Consider the following 15,595-nt stretch of genomic DNA (forward strand, 5'->3'; position numbering starts at 1 on the left):
AGGGTGCGGCCCGGCCGGCAGCGCGCCCGTGCCGCCGGCTGAAAAAATAGGTGGACCGTTTTCGGTTGCCGGCCGGCACTGCGGCGGGCTACCTTCGTTCCAAAACCACTTTCCCATGACCGAGCAGCTCGCCGCCGAGTATTACCGCGCCCTGGTGGCCAAAGACCCGGCCTACGAGGGCACGTTCATCGCGGCGGTCAAAACCACGGGCATCTTCTGCCGGCCAACCTGCACCGCGCGCAAGCCCCGGCCCGAAAACGTAGAGTTTTTCGGCACGGCCGCGCAGGCCCAGCACCACGGCTACCGGCCCTGCAAGGTGTGCACGCCCCTGGCACCGCCCGCCGACGCCCCGGCCGAAATGGCGGCGCTGCTCCGGCAGCTGCACGCCCAGCCCGGCACCCGCCTGCCCGACGGCGCCCTGCGCGCCCAGGGCCTGGTGCCCAGCACCGTGCGGCGCTGGTTTTTGCGCCACCACGGCCTCACCTTTCAAGCCTACCAACGCATGGTACGCATCAACGCCGCCGTCAAGCAGCTGCAGGCCGGCCAATCCGTTACCGCTACGGCCTTCGAGGCGGGTTACGAGTCGCTGAGCGGCTTTCAGGATTCCTTTAAGGCGGTGTTCGGCGTGGCGCCTTCGGCCGGGCGCGGGCAGCGCGTCATCGACCTTGCGCGCCTGGAAACGCCGCTCGGCCCCATGGTGGCCTGCGCGGTGCCGGAAGGCGTGTGCCTGCTCGAATTCACGGACCGCCGCCAGCTCGAAACCGAGTTCAAGGCCCTGGCCCGCCTTCTGCAGGCGACCATCGTGCCCGGCCCGAACCCGCACTTTGCGCTGCTGGAAGCCCAACTGGCCGAGTATTTTGCGGGCCGCCGCCGCACGTTTTCGGTGCCGCTGCACCTGCCCGGGACGCCGTTTCAGCAGGCCGCGTGGCAGCAGCTGCAGCTGATTCCGTACGGGGCCACCCGCTCGTACCAGCAGCAGGCCACTGCCCTGCAGCAACCCGGTGCGGTGCGGGCCGTGGCCGCCGCCAACGGGCTGAACCGGGTGGCCATTCTGGTGCCCTGCCACCGCGTCATCGGGGCCGACGGTAAGCTGACGGGCTACGGCGGGGGCCTGTGGCGCAAAAGGCGCCTGCTCGATTTGGAAACCGCTCAGGGCCAGCTGGCCCTGTAGCCTCAGCTGGGCTCCGGCAGGCGCGTGGCGTACCGATGCCTTCGCCCCGGGTTCTGCGAGCTTTCCGGCTGGCTGCCGGTACGCGGGCCAAGCATGCCGAACGCCCAGGCAGGAGAAGCGCGGCAGCAGCCCGGCGCATGGCTGCGCCGCATGCCGTAGCTTCGCCGCATGAGTAGCTTCCGCATCACCCGCCCCGCCGCCTCCGAATACGGCGCCTACTACGACCGTTACATCCAGCAGATTCCCGCCGGGACCGACCCGGTGGAGCAGCTGCGCGCTCAGCAGGCCGAGCTCCGCGCCATGCTGGAAAATCTCTCCGACGAGCAGGCGTTGCTGCGCTACGCGCCCGGTAAGTGGAGCATCAAGGAGACGCTGGTGCACATCATCGACACGGAGCGCGTCTTCGCTTACCGCGCTCTGCGCATTGCCCGCGCCGACCAGCACCCCTTGCCCGGCTTCGACCAGGACCAGTTCACGGCCTACGCCGGCGCCGACGCCCGCGCCCTGGCCGATATCCTGCGGGAGTACGACGCGCAGCGCGCCGCCACCCTGGCGCTGCTGGCGTCGTTTACGGCCGAAGCATTTGCGCGCGTGGGGTCGGCCAGCGGCATGCCCGTGAGCGTGCGCGCCCTGGTCTACATGCTGCCCGGCCACGAGGCGCACCACCTGCAGCTCTGGCGCGAGCGGGTGCTTCCGCTGCTGGCCTGAGGCCCGGGCGTGGCGCCGCCGTGGGGCGGAGAGGAAAAGTCGCCGGTCGCCTCTGGGGTAGGCCGGTAAACGCACTGAGGCCCGGATTGCCCCGGGCCTCAGTGGTAGAAACTTGATTATGCCGAGCTCTTAGCGGCGGCGGTCGTTGCGGTCATCGTCGTCGCCGAACCAGTCGGAAATGCGGTCGGTCATGCGGTCAATAAAGCCGCGGTGCTCGCCCCTGTCCTGGTCGCGGTCGTCCTGGTAGCTGCCGCGGCTTTGGCGGTAGCGGCTGTTCTCGTCCTGGTCGTAGTAGTTCTGGCTGTAGCCCGAACGGCTGCCGTAGTTGTCTTGGCTGCCCATGCCGCCGCGGTTGCTCATGCCGGAGTTCATGCCCGACATGCTGCCCGAGCGGTTGTAGTCGTCGTGCTGATCGTAGCGGCTGCGGCCCATGCCACCCATGTTCTGCTGCGAGCCGTACTGGTCGCCGCGGCCGTAGTTCTGCGGGTTGGAGCCGCTGCTGTAAGCCTGCTGGCCGTAGCTGCTACCGTAGCCGCCCTGGTTGCGCGAGTCGTAATCGGAGCTCCCGTACGAGCCCGAGCCCATGCCCCGCGAGCGGCTGTCGTAGGAGGACGAGCCCATGTCGCGCGAGGAGGAGGAGCGGTACTGATCCTGCTGGCCGTAGCCACCGCTCATGCCGCGCGAGGAAGAGGAACCGTAATCCGAGCTGCCGCGGCCCATGCTGCCCTGGCTGCCGTAGCGGCTGTAGTCATCGTCGTAGCTGCTGCGGCCCATGCCCGAGTTCATACCCGAACTCATGCCGGAGCCCATGCCCGAGCCGCTCATGCTGCCCGAGCGGCCGCGGCCGTAGTCCTGGCGCCGGTCGTCATCGGTCGAGGATGAGTAGGAGCCGCTGCTGTAGCCGTAGCGGCCACTCACGCCGCGGGTGTTGTTGTCATCGTCGTCGTGGCGGCCGTACTGGTTTTGCGAGGAGCTGCGGCGGTTGTCATCGGAGCGGCTCCAGTCACGGTTTTGGTTGCCCGAATTCTGATTGCGGCCGCGGTAATCCCGGTCGTCGTCGTGGTGCTGATTGTAATTAGCCATGGCGGGAATGTGGGTTTTGGTTAGGCGTTTTTTTACCCGCAGCCCAGCCGAAAGGTTGCATTGCTTTTGCGGCGGCCGCATCGAAAATTTGGCTTGTGGCTTTCGTAACCGGTTGATAATGAAAACAGCGTTGTAGCTCTGCCCGCTAATGCCCAACGGGCCGTTCTCACGTCAGGGCCGCGCGGAGCGGGCAGCTGCGCACACCCGCAGCCGGCGGTGGCAACGCCCGACTGCCCGCTCCGCGCGGCCCCGATAAGTGGGTCCGCGCCACGCCCGCCGGTAAGCTGAAAGAAGCGGCGGCATCACTGGCTTCGTGGGGCGGGGCTACGCTCGACCCGGGAGTAAAAGCCAGCCCGGCGGCCGCGCAATCAGGCGGGACAGTTGCTACATACATTGCGCTATCTTTAGCCAGTCCCAAAGCCGAAGCCGGGCCGGTCAGAAACGCTCAGCGCCGCTGGAAAAACCGGACTGCCTGCTTCGGATCAGCGCCAACCCCGCCCACACCTAACTTTCGTTGATATGAGTCAGCACGACACCCTTCTGGCCCCCATTCTGGGCGCGCAGCACCGCCAGGTAGGCGGCGTAACCGTCGACGTGGTGCCCACGGGCGCGGCGCGCGTCAAGCGCATCGTGTATCCGGTGGGCTTCCGCTGGTCCGAGCACATGCAGCCGGTGGTGGGCACCGCGCTGTGCATGCACGCGCACGTAGGCTTTCTGGCCGCCGGCAGCATCGGCATCCGCTATGCCGACGGCGTTACCCAGACCTTCGTGGCGCCCCAGGTGGTAGCCATCGAGCCCGGCCACGACGGCTGGGTGGAAGGCGACGCGCCGGCCGTGCTCATCGAGTTCGATTTCGAGGGCGAAACGGTGCAGCGCCTGGCACTGCCGACGGTGCACGGGCAGGCTGGGGAGCATTAGGGTCTTGGAGGGTTAGAAAACTCCGTTGCCGGATCGGCCCCAGTAAAATCAACAGCCGGAATGGAAACCTGCGCGCCGGATGGGTGTTGGCAACCGGCGGCCGGCTGGCCGCGTTCGATTATCCGCCCACCCCATCTGAGCAAGCCCGTGCCGTCCCACTCCATAGATCAGGTCCCGTTTCAGAATTCCTTCGTCGATGAGCTGCGCGGCGAGGCCTCCGGCGACCGGCAGCCGCGGCAGGTACCCGGCTACGCTTATTCCCGGGTGACGCCCACGCCCGTGCGCGACCCGCACCTGCTGGCCTGGTCCGACGAGCTGGCCGCCCAGCTGGGCCTGAGCCGGCCGCCCACGCGCGGCGCGGCCGTGGAGGTGCTGGCCGGCAACCTCGTCACGCCCACGATGAAGCCCTTCGCCGCGCGCTACGGCGGGCACCAGTTCGGCAACTGGGCCGGGCAGCTCGGCGACGGCCGCGCCATCAGCCTGGGCGAGGTGGTCGACGTGGAAGGGCGGCCCTGGGAAATTCAGCTCAAGGGCGCCGGTCCCACGCCGTACTCGCGCCGCGCCGACGGCCGCGCCGTGCTGCGCTCTTCCCTGCGCGAGTTTCTCTGCTCCGAAGCCATGCACGCGCTGGGCGTACCCACCACCCGGGCGCTGAGCCTGGTGGGCACCGGCGACCTGGTGGTGCGCGACATGTTCTACAACGGCAACCCGCAGCCCGAGCCCGGCGCGGTGGTGGCCCGCGTGGCGCCCACCTTCGTGCGCTTCGGCAACTTCCAGCTGTTTGCGGCCGCCGGCGAAATCGACAACCTGCGCGCCCTGGCCGACTACGTCATCCGGCGCTACTACCCCGAGCTGGGCGCGCCGTCGGCGGAAGTCTACCTGCGCTGGTTTGCCGAAGTGTGCCGCCGCACGGCCGTGATGATTGCCCACTGGATGACGGTGGGCTTCGTGCACGGGGTGATGAACACCGACAACATGAGCATTCTGGGCCTCACCATCGATTACGGCCCCTACGGCTGGCTGGAGCCCTACGACCCGGACTGGACGCCCAACACCACCGACTTTGCTACCCACCGCTACGCCTTCGGGCAGCAGCCGCGCGTGGCCCTCTGGAACCTGATGATGCTGGCGCAGGCCCTCATCCCGCTGGTGCCCGACGTGCAGCAGCTGCGCCCGGCCCTCGACGAGTACGTGCGCATCTTCACCCAGACCCGTAACGCTCATCTGCGCCGCAAGCTGGGCCTGACGAGCGAGCAGCCCGATGACGAGGCGCTGCTCGAAGCTTTGCTCGAAGCCCTGGCCGTTGCAAAGGTGGACATGACCATCTTCTTCCGCCGCCTCGCGTACCTCGTCCCGGCGCTGCTCACGGCGCCCGAAAACGAGGCCGCCTGGGACGAGCTGCTGACCGCCGCAGCCTACCCGGAGTCGTCGGCGGAAGGGGTGGCGCAGCTGCGGGCGTGGCTGGTGCGCTACCTGCAGCGCCTGCGGGCCGAAGCAGCCGAGCCGGAGGCGCTGCGTGCGGGCATGCTCGCCGCCAACCCCAAGTACGTGCTGCGCAACTACCTCGCCGCGCAGGCCATCGAAGCCGCCGAGGCGGGCGATTTGGCGCCGCTGAACCGCTTGATGGCGGTGCTGAAGCGGCCCTTCGACGAGCAGCCCGAGCACGAGGAGCTGGCCGCCAAACGCCCCGAGTGGGCCCGCGAAAAGCCCGGCAGCGCCACGCTCTCGTGCAGCTCTTAACCCGGGCCCGGCGCGGATACGCGTACGGCCGGGCGTTTCGCGCCGGCTTTCCGACCTTTGCCCCATGCATACCCTGGAGCAGCTGCGCGCCGGTGCCCTTGCCGGCGCCCGGCGCCTCGATTTATCGGCCGGCCTGACGGAATTTCCCCGCGAAATATTTGACCTGGCCGATACCCTGGAGGTGCTGAACCTCTCCGGCAATCAGCTCGCGGACCTGCCCGCCGACCTGCACCGGCTGCACCGGCTGCGCATCCTGTTCTGCTCCGACAACCGCTTTACCCGCGTGCCCGAGGCGCTGGGCCGGTGCGCGCAGCTGAGCATGGTCGGCTTCAAGGCCAACCAGATTCGCACGCTGCCCGCCGCAGCCCTGCCCCCCCGGCTGCGCTGGCTGATTCTGACCGACAACCAGCTCGACGCCCTGCCGCCCGAAATCGGCCGGTGCACCGAACTGCAGAAGCTCATGCTGGCCGGCAACCGCCTCACGGCGCTGCCCGCAACCATGGCCGGCTGCACGCGGCTGGAGCTGCTGCGCATCGCCGGCAACCAGCTCGCGGCGCTGCCGGCCTGGCTGCTCACGCTGCCGCGCCTCGCGTGGCTGGCCTACGCTGGCAACCCGTTCGCCGACCGCAGCGAAACGGCGGTGGTAGCCCGCCACCCCATGCGGCGCATCGCCTGGACGGAGCTGACGCTGCACGAGGTGCTGGGCGAAGGCGCCTCCGGCGTCATCTACCGAGCCGACTGGCAGGGGCCGGGAGCCGCGCCGCGCGCCGTGGCCGTGAAGCTGTTCAAGGGAGCCGTAACCAGCGACGGGTTGCCCCGCAGCGAAATGGATGCCTGCATCAGCGCGGGCCGCCACCCCCAGCTGATCGGCGTGGAAGGGCAGGTAGCTGGGCACCCGGCGGGCACCGAGGGCTTGGTACTGACGCTCATCGACCCGGCCTACACCAATCTGGCCGGCCCCCCCAGCTTCACCACCTGCACCCGCGACGTGTACCCGGCCGAAACGCGCTTCAGCTTCGCGGCGGCGCTGGCCATTGCCGGGGGCACGGCCGCCGCGGCGGCCCACCTGCACGCCCAGGGCATTCTGCACGGCGACCTGTACGCCCACAACCTGCTGACCACGCCCGCGGGGGCCTGCCTGCTCGGCGACTTCGGCGCGGCCAGCTTTTTCGAGCCCGATGACGCGGCTACGGCCCGGGCCCTGCAGCGCCTGGAGGTGCGGGCCTTTGGCTGCCTGCTGGAAGAGCTGCTGGAGCGCTGCCAAGTGCCGGCCGGCGCGGAGGCTTCGGTGGAAGGCCTGTGGGACCTGCAGCGGCGCTGCGTGCAGGAAGAAGTAGCCGCTCGTCCGTTGTTTGCGGCCATTGGGCAGGAGCTGGCCGCCGCGCAGGTGCGCGCAGCGGCGGTGTAGCCATGTTGCGCTGGGGCGACATCATCAAGTACGCCAAGTACGGCAACCCCGAGCCGCCGCGGCGGGTGGAGCGGTCGGAGGCGGAGTGGCAGGCGCAGCTCACGGCCGCGCAGTTTGCCATCCTGCGCGGCCAGGGCACCGAGCCGCCCTACCGCAACGCCTACTGCCGTTCCTACGAGCCCGGCGTGTACGCCTGCGCGGGCTGCGGCAGCGTGCTCTTCGACGCTACGGCGAAGTACCACGCCATATCGGGCTGGCCCAGCTTTACCCGGCCCGTAGCCAAAAATGCCGTGTGCTACGCCTTCGACGACAGCCACGGCCTGCACCGCATGGAAGTGCGCTGCAACGTGTGCGGCGGGCATCTCGGGCACGTCTTTCCCGATGGCCCGGAGCCCACCGGCCTGCGCTACTGCATCAACTCCGCCTGCCTGCTGCGCCTGGATGCGTAGCGCAGCTACGGCAAGAGCTGGTACTGCGGAAGGCTGATCGAACGGTCGAAAAAGGTGGGGTTCTGAAATGCCGCCTTGCGCTTACGCCCCGTTCGGCTGCATCGGGTGGCCGCTTGGCGCAGCAGGGTGCCTGGAGTTTGCCGACAGAGGGGAAGGGCCGCGCTGCCGCTCTCAACGAAGTTTTCGCGGCTGGGCGCGGATGTCGCGCCGTGGGCTGCGTATGCTTGCCTGATCTTTCCTGCAATCCTTGCCCATGGCCAAACCTGCTTCCCCGCCTTCCGATCAGGACTTCACCGGCTTCGTGCGCGTGCGCGGCGCCCGGGAGCACAACCTCAAAAACGTCGACGTGGCAATCCCGCGCGACGCGCTGGTGGTGTTTACCGGCGTGTCGGGCTCGGGAAAGTCGTCGCTTGCGTTCGGCACGCTTTACGCCGAGGCGCAGCGCCGCTACCTGGAATCCGTGTCGCCCTACGCGCGGCGGTTGTTTCACCAGATGGCCGTGCCCGAGGTCGACAGCATCGACGGGCTGCCGCCGGCGGTGGCCCTGCAGCAGCAGCGCGGCACGCCCACCACGCGCTCCTCGGTGGGCTCCGTCACCACGCTCTCCAACCTGCTGCGCATGCTCTACTCGCGCGCCGGCGACTACCCCGCCGGGCAGGGCATCATCTACGCCGAGGCGTTTTCCTCGAACACGCCCGAAGGCGCCTGTCCGCAGTGCCACGGCCTGGGCCGCATCTACGAAGTGACGGAGCAGAGCATGGTGCCCGACCCCTCGCTGACCATCCGCGAGCGGGCCATTCAGGCCTGGCCCCAGGCCTGGGGCGGCCAGAACCAGCGCGACATCCTCGTCACCCTCGGCTACGACGTGGACATTCCGTGGCGGGATTTGCCGCAGGCGCAGCGCGACTGGATTCTCTTCACCGACGAGCAGCCCGTGGTGCCCGTGTACCCCGGCTACACGCCCGCCGAAACGCAGCGTGCCGTTAAGCGCAAGGAGCCGCCCAACTACATGGGCACCTTCAGCAGTGCCCGGCGCCACGTGCTCCATACCTTCGCCAACACGCAGAGCGCCCAGATGAAAAAGCGCGCCCTGCAATACATGCTCAGCACCGAGTGCCCCACCTGCGGCGGCAAGCGGCTGCGGCCCGAGTCGCTGGCCGTCACCTTCGCCGGCCTCGACATTGCCGACATGTCGCGGCTGCCGCTGAAGCGGGTGGCGGAGCTGCTGCGGCCCTACGCCGAAGGCACTGCCCGGGGCCGCAAGAAGCACGACGCCGAGCACCCCGAGCAGGCCGAAGTGGCCCGCCGCATTGCCTGCGACCTGGTGGCACGTCTCGCCGTGCTCCTGGACTTGGGGCTGGGCTACCTGGCGCTGGAACGCAGCACGCCCACGCTCTCGCCGGGCGAGCTGCAGCGCCTGCGCCTGGCCACGCAGCTGTACTCCAACCTGTTCGGGGTGGTGTACGTGCTCGATGAGCCCAGCGCCGGCCTGCACCCCTCGGATACCGAAGCGCTGCTCACCGCCCTGCACACCCTGAAAGGGGCCGGCAATTCGCTGTTCGTGGTGGAGCACAACCTCGACGTGGTGCGCCAGGCCGACTGGCTGGTGGACGTGGGGCCCGCGGCCGGCGAGCAGGGCGGCGAAATCCTGTACAGCGGCCGGCCGGCCGGCCTGCAGCAGGTGGCCGCCTCGCAGACGCGGCGATACCTCTTCGGCGAGGCGGCGGGCGCCGCCCCGGCACCCCGGCCGCCCCAGGGCTGGCTGCGGCTGGCGGGCGTCACGCGCAACAACCTGCAGGACCTGGAGGTGGCCTTTCCGTTGGGCGTACTCACCACCGTCACGGGCGTGTCGGGTTCGGGCAAGTCCAGCTTGGTCAGCCAAGTGCTGGTGGAGTTGGTTAGCGAAGAACTAGGCGTGAAGCACGAGGAAGCCGGAACGGCGGACGAAGGCGAAGCCGATCTGCTGCAATCCTCGTTTGTGACGCTTCCTGCCGAGGGCCGTATCGTGGAAGGGATGGAAGGTATCCGCCGGCTGGTGCGCGTGGATCAGAAGCCCATCGGGCGCACGCCGCGCTCCAACATGGCCACCTACACCGGCCTCTTCGACCACGTGCGCAAGCTGTTCGCGGCCACGCCCGCCGCCCGCAAGCGCCGCTACGACGCGGGCCGCTTTTCTTTCAACGTGGCCAAGGGCCGCTGCGAGCATTGCCAGGGCGAAGGCTTTGTGATGGTAGAGCTGCTGTTTCTGCCGAGCGTATATGCGCCGTGCCCCACTTGCCACGGCGCCCGCTACAACGCCAAAACGCTGGAAATTACCTACCGCGACAAGAACATAGCCGAGGTGCTCGGGCTGACGGTGGACGCCGCCTGGGAGTTCTTCGACGAGGAGCCCACCGTGCAGCGCGCCCTCACGGTGCTGCGCGAGGTGGGCCTGGGCTACCTGCGCCTCGGCCAGCCCGCCACCGAGCTGTCGGGGGGCGAGGCCCAGCGCATCAAGCTGGCCACGGAGCTGCAGAAAGCCCAGCGCGGCCACGCGCTCTACGTCCTCGACGAGCCCACCACCGGCCTGCACCCCGCCGACGTGGAACGGCTGCTGGCCCAGCTCGAGCGGCTGGTGGAAGCCGGCAACACCGTCGTGGTAGTGGAGCACGACATGCGCGTGGTGGCCAGCAGCGACTGGGTGCTCGACATGGGCCCCGGCGCCGGCGACGAGGGCGGCCGGGTGGTGGCCCAGGGGCCGCCGGCTGAGGTGGCCCGGGCACGGGAAAGCCGCACGGCGCCGTACCTGGCGCGCTTCCGGCCGCCGCGCTAAATTCCGGGAGCCCGCCCGTTGTCCCGCTCCCGGGCCGCGTCAGCCCAGGTGCAGGAGGCTGGCTGCGGGCGGGAGTGGGGCGGCGCCGGCCTGCACGACGGGCGTCGCGGCCGCGACGCCCGTCGTGCAGGCCGGGTCGTAGTAAAGCACCACGTACCCGGCGGGGGCGCCCATGGGCAGGTGCGAGCGGTCAAGAACGGACTGTGCGCGGTGCGGGCCACGCACTCCCAGGGCTGGGCGGGAGCGGCGGTAAACGTGCGCGTACTGGCCGGCGGGCACCAGCCGCAGCGGTGCACGGAGCAGGGAGAGGGGCATGGTGTTCTGGGGCCGGGCCGGCGGATACATCGAGGCACAGCCGATGTTAGCGTCCGGGCGCCCAACGCCGAAGCCGGGCGTTAGGCCCTCGGCGTTGGGCTGAATCTGCGTGCGTTAAATGCGGATTTGCCGGCCGGTTTAGTTCTGAGCATTTGGATCGAAGAACTGCTCGGCGTCTTCCAGGGAGGTAGCCACGGCCCAGGCAATGTGCTGCAGCCCCACCAACTCGCGGGTGGCCGGGTACGCGTCGAAATACTGCTCCGTGATGAAATCAGCGGCCTGCGCGGTACCCATGGAGGCCCACAGCAGGCGGGGCATATCGAGGCGCCAGCGGTGGGAGCCGGCGGAGGCCCGGCATTTGATGCGCACGCGAACCGTTGCGGTGAGGGGGGCCACACTGGCCTGAATGGTGTAGGAAATGGCGTCGCTCATGCAGGCGGAGGCAAAGGGAAGGCCCGAAAGCCGGTCTGGAGGAGTTAGGAGGAAGTACTCAGCAGCCGTTCCTGGTAATGGAGGCTCAGGCTGGTGGCAATGCGGCGCCGCACCGTGTAGTGGCCCAACCGGCGAACGGCCTCGGGCTGCTGACTGCGGTAGAGCTGCAGCACCAGCGTGGCGGCCGCCCGGGTGCCCAGCGACTCCCAGAGCAGGTAAGGCAGCTCAATTTCGCGGACGTCGGTGCCCGTCCGGGTGTGCGTAACCAGGATCAGGGCTACCACGGGCCCATTCGCTTCGGTGTACACGCGCAGGATACACCAGTGACTGCCGGGAAGCGTCGACTCGGGCATAACGGGAACGATGAAGGTGCAGGGGTAATACGATCAAAGATGCTCAGCGGTAGCAGCTTAACCGGACCGTATAAAGGATCATTTTGCCGTGTGAAATACCGATTGGCCGGGCCCGTACGCTACGTATTCCGCCGGGAGCCGGCCACGGCTCCGCCTGATGAGCGCGGCGGCCGTGCGGCTACGCTGCGGGCCGTTGCCGCCGGCAACCCCGCCACGGGAGCGGCGGCTTCAGGGCTGGGGATGAAAGGTGAGCACCGGGGCCGCTGCATGCACGGCCACGCTCTCGGCAATGCTGCCCTGCAGAAAATGGCGCAGGCCGGTGCGGCCGTGGGTGAGCATCACCAAAAGGTCGGCGTGGGTTTGCTCGGCGTAGCGCGGAATGCCGGTGCGTACCTGCGGGGCGTCGAACACGTCGGGCTCGTAGGCTTCCAGCTCGTGGCGGCGGGCAAAGGCGTGGATGCGGTCCACCGCCGCGCCGTACTCGTCGGCGCTGGTCACCACGTCCAGCAGGTGCAGGGTGGCTTCGGGAAAGGCTGCGCACACGTGGCGCAGGCTGGCGGCGGCTTGATCGGCTTCCGGGGTAAAATCGGAGGCAAAAACGATGTGGCGCACCTCAAACTGCGGGGCCGGGTGCTTCACGGTGAGCACCGGGCAGGGGGCCAGGCGCACGAGGCGCTCGGCGTGCGAATCGGGGGTGAACAGGTGGGAGCCGGGGCCCTGCTCGTGCGCCCCCACCACCACCAGGTCGATGTGGTGGGCCTTGATGACTTCCAGCACGGCCTCCTCGATGTCGCCGGTTTCGATGCGGTCCTGCACCGGTACGTCCGGCGCGGAGCCGGCGGCCTCGGCCATGAGTTGGTGCATGCGGTGCTTGGTGGCCTGCAGCAGCTGCATCATGTAGAGGCCGTTGAGCCCGCCGCCGCCCACCGCGCCCCCGCTGGATACCAGCCCGGCGGCGCCCGGTGAGTCCACCACGTGCAGCAGCGTGACGTGCCCGCCCGTGCGGTGGGCCAGCTGCAGGGCTACCTCGAAGGCGTTGTGCGCTTCGGGCGAAAAATCAGTCGGGACGAGGATGTTACGCATGGCGAGGAACTGAAAAAGCGTGAACTGAGGCAGTGCTAGCTCGATAATCTACATAATTTCATGCAAAATTTTATAATTACTTGTTTGTGCCGGCCCTGCAGGAATGCTGCTCACGGGCAGCCAGCGGCCAACCGGGTGCCTGCTTTTGGCGCACGGGAACCGTATCGGTTTGCCCTCGGCGGTGGGGGCCGGAGGGAAGCTGGGGCGGCGCTTGACAGCGGCCCCCGCAGGCGACAGCCGGGGAGATGCGCCAGCCGAACAGCGGCTTAAACAAAAGTCCGCCGCAGGCAGGCGCCGGGGACTATTGCACGGTAATCCCGATGCGGGGTGCATAGCTTTTCCAGTAGCGCAACAGGCTATACAGAAACAGCAGCAGGCCGCTCATTTCCAGCGTTTCCTCCGTCGTCATGGCCAAGATGTACGGCGTGCTGGCGGCACTCAGGTCGTCGTAGGCGATGAATAAATAGCCCCCCAGCATTTCCATGCCGAGTACACCGCTGATGTAGACGAGGGCCGAGGCGGCAAACCATTTTCGCACGCTTGGCGGCAGGGCAAAAAAGAATTTCAGGTACGCCAGCCCGAATACTGCTACGAAGGTTCCCCCGGCCAGCACCCAAGGAAAACGCAGCCAGCCCGAGAACTGGTAGGCGTTGCGGAAAGGCTCAATCAACAACTCGTGCATGCCGACGACCTCGTCTACCGATAACGCCAGAAACACCACCGCCAAACCCCGCCAGTGACTAGCGTATTCGTCCTTCTCGCTCCGTTTCAGGTGGCCCAGCAGCCCTGTTACCCCGGCTATCAGAAACAACAGGGAGTAGGAGAAATAGGTCGGCAGGTTGGATTCGCGGTCGAAGTAAAACAATTCCCAGTGCGGTACCACCACGCCCACTTGGTGAAGCTCAACGATCAGCAAATTCAAGAACACCAAGAGCAAGGCACCGAGGACCAACCGGGTCAGCACGATATTGACGTTCAGGGTCAGATAAGGGACGCGCCTCGCGGGGCCATCGAGCGGCGGCTGAGGACCAGTTAGCGGCGTGGCAGGGAGAGGTTCCTGGGTAGTGCTGCGCATACGACGGACGGGGAAGCGTTCGGGGCGGAAAACAGGATCTGGTTGCCAAGCCGGTGGCATGGTCTCTATCATTTAATATAACAAAACACATTAAATGTTTGCACTGATGTTTCTACAAACTGCATTTAATAGGTATGTGCGCCGCTGGTACACAAGTACCTGTGGTGCGACTGGCTCGCAAGCCCGTTCTGTTCTACAAGCCTGGAACTGACACGGGCGCCAGAGCCATCGGGGAATCGGCGGCGCAGGCGCTGCCAGGTTCCGGCCCAACGCCGCCGCCGGGCCCGGTGAAGCGCGGGCTGCGGGCCGGGTGTGGCGAGTGCTGAGGCCGGGTATGGCGATGCGCGCTGATCAGGCCCGTAGGAAAGCGAAGCCCACGTTGTCAGCCGCAAACGCTCTACGAGGTGGAGGCGCGGGCAAGCGTTCGGAATTGTGCCGCCGGCTAAAAGGCGTGGTTGCGAATTACTTGCGCAAACTGCTTTCTTTAAGGCCAAACTATGTTGGCCCCGTCTCATGAACCCGACACCACCCGCAGGCACTGAGCCGCTGAGCCCAGGACTGCTGAGCGAAGATTTGGCCCCCCTTCCACCCGCGGCGCGCACCTGGACCACCGCCAACTACGCCGCGCTCTGGATCAGCATGAGCCTGTGCATTCCTACCTACATGCTGGCCTCCTCGCTCATCGAGGGCGGCATGAACTGGTGGCAGGCCTTGCTGACCATCTTCCTGGGCAACACGGTGGTGCTGGTGCCGATGCTGCTCAACGGCCACGCCGGCGCCAAGTACGGCATCCCGTTTCCGGTGTTTGCGCGGGCCAGTTTCGGGGTGCGCGGCGCCAACGTGCCGGCCCTGCTGCGGGCCGTCATTGCCTGCGGCTGGTTCGGCATTCAGACGTGGATCGGCGGCTACGCGCTCTACCAGATGGCGGTGCTCTGGGTGCCGGCGTTGGGCACGCTGCCAGCGGTGTTTCCGGCCTCCTGGGGGCTAAATACGGGCCCGGCGCTGGTGTTTTTCGCGTTCTGGCTGCTGAACATGTACGTGGTGTACCTCGGGGTGGAAAGCATCAAGAAGCTGCTGGTGTTCAAGGCGTTTTTTCTGCCGGTTGCCGCCGTAGCGCTGCTGTGGTGGGCCATTTCGGCCGGGCACGGGCTGGGCCCCATTTTGGCGCGGCCGGCCAGGTTTACCTCGCCGGCCGCGTTCTGGGCGTACTTCTTCCCGGCCCTTACCGGCATGGTGGGCTTCTGGGCCACGCTCTCGCTGAACATCCCCGATTTCACCCGCTACGCCACCTCGCAGCGGGCGCAGGTGCTGGGCCAGGCCCTCGGGCTGCCCACGTCGATGACCCTGTTTTCCTTCGTGGGCGTGGTAGTCACCTCCGCCACCTTCGTCATTTACGGCCAAACCATCTGGGACCCGGTGGTGCTGGCGGCCCGCTTCGAGAGCAAGCTGCTGGTAAGCGTGGCCATGCTGGCCGTGGCGCTGTCCACGCTGGCCACCAATATCGCGGCCAACATCGTGAGCCCGGCCAACGACTTTGCCAACGTGGCGCCGCAGCGCATCAGCTTCACCACCGGCGGCTACATCACCGGCGTGCTCGGCCTGCTCATCTTTCCCTGGAAGCTCATTGCCGACCCCTCGGGCTACATCTTCACCTGGCTGGTGGGCTACTCGGCCCTGCTCGGCCCCATCGGCGGCATCCTGATTGCCGACTATTACCTGCTGCGCCACCAGCAGCTCGACGTGCCCGACCTCTACCGCTACGACGGCCGCTACGGCTACCGCAACGGCGTAAACTGGCAGGCTATGCTGGCGCTGGGCCTGGGCATTCTGCCCAACGTGCCAGGCTTTCTGCTGGCGGTGGGCGCGCTGCCCGCCGGCTCGGTGTGGCCCTGGCTGGCTGCGGTGTACCACTACGCCTGGTTTGTCGGCTTTTTCCTCGCGGGTGGCCTGTACGTAGCCTTGATGCGGCCCCGCGCGGCCGCTGCGCCAGCGGCTATGGGGCCCGTCGGGACGGCCTGAGTGCGCCCTTCGCGTCGACGCCCAAGCAC

14 protein-coding genes are annotated in these 15,595 nt (G+C 67.7%); 8 read left to right on the plus strand and 6 right to left on the minus strand.

Features of this window, described 5'->3' with window-relative positions; translation table 11 throughout:
* The first annotated feature begins 115 nt into the window (after positions 1–115).
* Together ACYVKQ_RS02905 and ACYVKQ_RS02910 are read left to right on the plus strand one after the other, a co-directional pair.
* Complete coding sequence (locus tag ACYVKQ_RS02905) at positions 116–1,171, plus strand: bifunctional transcriptional activator/DNA repair enzyme AdaA (protein ID WP_460575436.1); 1,056 nt, start codon at positions 116–118, stop codon at positions 1,169–1,171.
* Between the two features lie 168 nt (positions 1,172–1,339).
* Positions 1,340–1,879 (plus strand): DinB family protein, encoded by a 540-nt coding sequence (locus tag ACYVKQ_RS02910; RefSeq protein ID WP_460575438.1) that lies wholly within the window; start codon positions 1,340–1,342, stop codon positions 1,877–1,879.
* 129 nt (positions 1,880–2,008) lie between these two features.
* Here ACYVKQ_RS02910 and ACYVKQ_RS02915 read toward each other — a convergent pair whose 3' ends face one another.
* Positions 2,009–2,962, minus strand: a complete 954-nt coding sequence (locus ACYVKQ_RS02915; RefSeq protein ID WP_460575440.1) for a hypothetical protein — start codon at positions 2,960–2,962, stop codon at positions 2,009–2,011.
* Positions 2,963–3,481: 519 nt separating this feature from the next.
* Here ACYVKQ_RS02915 and ACYVKQ_RS02920 point away from each other — a divergent pair.
* The 5 genes from ACYVKQ_RS02920 to uvrA all read left to right on the plus strand — a co-directional run bounded on the left by ACYVKQ_RS02920 (position 3,482) and on the right by uvrA (position 10,289).
* Positions 3,482–3,880: a cupin domain-containing protein gene (locus tag ACYVKQ_RS02920; RefSeq protein ID WP_460575442.1), complete on the plus strand. Its 399-nt coding sequence runs from the start codon at positions 3,482–3,484 to the stop codon at positions 3,878–3,880.
* Positions 3,881–4,015: 135 nt separating this feature from the next.
* Positions 4,016–5,620, plus strand: coding sequence for a protein adenylyltransferase SelO (locus ACYVKQ_RS02925; RefSeq protein WP_460575513.1), 1,605 nt, complete (start codon positions 4,016–4,018; stop codon positions 5,618–5,620).
* Positions 5,621–5,684: 64 nt separating this feature from the next.
* The gene (locus ACYVKQ_RS02930) at positions 5,685–7,028 is read left to right on the plus strand and encodes a leucine-rich repeat-containing protein kinase family protein (RefSeq protein ID WP_460575444.1); all 1,344 of its coding nucleotides are present in this window, start codon (positions 5,685–5,687) and stop codon (positions 7,026–7,028) included.
* Between the two features lie 2 nt (positions 7,029–7,030).
* Positions 7,031–7,477 (plus strand): peptide-methionine (R)-S-oxide reductase, encoded by a 447-nt coding sequence (msrB, locus tag ACYVKQ_RS02935; protein WP_460575446.1) that lies wholly within the window; start codon positions 7,031–7,033, stop codon positions 7,475–7,477.
* Positions 7,478–7,730: 253 nt separating this feature from the next.
* Positions 7,731–10,289: an excinuclease ABC subunit UvrA gene (uvrA, locus tag ACYVKQ_RS02940; RefSeq protein ID WP_460575448.1), complete on the plus strand. Its 2,559-nt coding sequence runs from the start codon at positions 7,731–7,733 to the stop codon at positions 10,287–10,289.
* 39 nt (positions 10,290–10,328) lie between these two features.
* Here the strand turns inward: uvrA and ACYVKQ_RS02945 are convergent, their stop codons facing one another.
* From ACYVKQ_RS02945 to ACYVKQ_RS02965, 5 genes are all read right to left on the minus strand, one after another.
* Complete coding sequence (locus ACYVKQ_RS02945; protein WP_460575450.1) at positions 10,329–10,604, minus strand: hypothetical protein; 276 nt, start codon at positions 10,602–10,604, stop codon at positions 10,329–10,331.
* 138 nt (positions 10,605–10,742) lie between these two features.
* Positions 10,743–11,036, minus strand: coding sequence for a hypothetical protein (locus ACYVKQ_RS02950; RefSeq protein ID WP_460575452.1), 294 nt, complete (start codon positions 11,034–11,036; stop codon positions 10,743–10,745).
* A gap of 44 nt (positions 11,037–11,080) precedes the next feature.
* On the minus strand, positions 11,081–11,389 hold the full coding sequence (locus tag ACYVKQ_RS02955; RefSeq protein ID WP_460575453.1) for a hypothetical protein: 309 nt from the start codon (positions 11,387–11,389) through the stop codon (positions 11,081–11,083).
* Positions 11,390–11,617: 228 nt separating this feature from the next.
* A complete protein-coding gene (locus tag ACYVKQ_RS02960; protein WP_460575455.1) occupies positions 11,618–12,472 on the minus strand; it encodes a universal stress protein in 855 nt (284 codons plus the stop codon).
* A 301-nt stretch (positions 12,473–12,773) separates the two neighbouring features.
* The gene (locus tag ACYVKQ_RS02965) at positions 12,774–13,547 is read right to left on the minus strand and encodes a hypothetical protein (RefSeq protein WP_460575457.1); all 774 of its coding nucleotides are present in this window, start codon (positions 13,545–13,547) and stop codon (positions 12,774–12,776) included.
* 513 nt (positions 13,548–14,060) lie between these two features.
* On the opposite strand from ACYVKQ_RS02965, the gene ACYVKQ_RS02970 reads away from it, so the two are divergent.
* Positions 14,061–15,566, plus strand: a complete 1,506-nt coding sequence (locus ACYVKQ_RS02970; RefSeq protein ID WP_460575459.1) for an NCS1 family nucleobase:cation symporter-1 — start codon at positions 14,061–14,063, stop codon at positions 15,564–15,566.
* Positions 15,567–15,595: the final 29 nt, after the last annotated feature.

It is taken from the genome of Hymenobacter coalescens, assembly GCF_054783195.1.

Coding starts and splice junctions, on each gene's coding strand:
- uvrA (WP_460575448.1), top strand. CDS start 7,731: ATGGCCAAACCTGCTTCCCCGCCTTCCGATCAGGACTTCACCGGCTTC.
- ACYVKQ_RS02920 (WP_460575442.1), top strand. CDS start 3,482: ATGAGTCAGCACGACACCCTTCTGGCCCCCATTCTGGGCGCGCAGCAC.
- ACYVKQ_RS02960 (WP_460575455.1), bottom strand. CDS start 12,472: ATGCGTAACATCCTCGTCCCGACTGATTTTTCGCCCGAAGCGCACAAC.
- ACYVKQ_RS02970 (WP_460575459.1), top strand. CDS start 14,061: ATGAACCCGACACCACCCGCAGGCACTGAGCCGCTGAGCCCAGGACTG.
- ACYVKQ_RS02965 (WP_460575457.1), bottom strand. CDS start 13,547: ATGCGCAGCACTACCCAGGAACCTCTCCCTGCCACGCCGCTAACTGGT.
- ACYVKQ_RS02930 (WP_460575444.1), top strand. CDS start 5,685: ATGCATACCCTGGAGCAGCTGCGCGCCGGTGCCCTTGCCGGCGCCCGG.
- ACYVKQ_RS02905 (WP_460575436.1), top strand. CDS start 116: ATGACCGAGCAGCTCGCCGCCGAGTATTACCGCGCCCTGGTGGCCAAA.
- ACYVKQ_RS02955 (WP_460575453.1), bottom strand. CDS start 11,389: ATGCCCGAGTCGACGCTTCCCGGCAGTCACTGGTGTATCCTGCGCGTG.
- ACYVKQ_RS02910 (WP_460575438.1), top strand. CDS start 1,340: ATGAGTAGCTTCCGCATCACCCGCCCCGCCGCCTCCGAATACGGCGCC.
- ACYVKQ_RS02915 (WP_460575440.1), bottom strand. CDS start 2,962: ATGGCTAATTACAATCAGCACCACGACGACGACCGGGATTACCGCGGC.
- ACYVKQ_RS02950 (WP_460575452.1), bottom strand. CDS start 11,036: ATGAGCGACGCCATTTCCTACACCATTCAGGCCAGTGTGGCCCCCCTC.
- ACYVKQ_RS02945 (WP_460575450.1), bottom strand. CDS start 10,604: ATGCCCCTCTCCCTGCTCCGTGCACCGCTGCGGCTGGTGCCCGCCGGC.
- msrB (WP_460575446.1), top strand. CDS start 7,031: ATGTTGCGCTGGGGCGACATCATCAAGTACGCCAAGTACGGCAACCCC.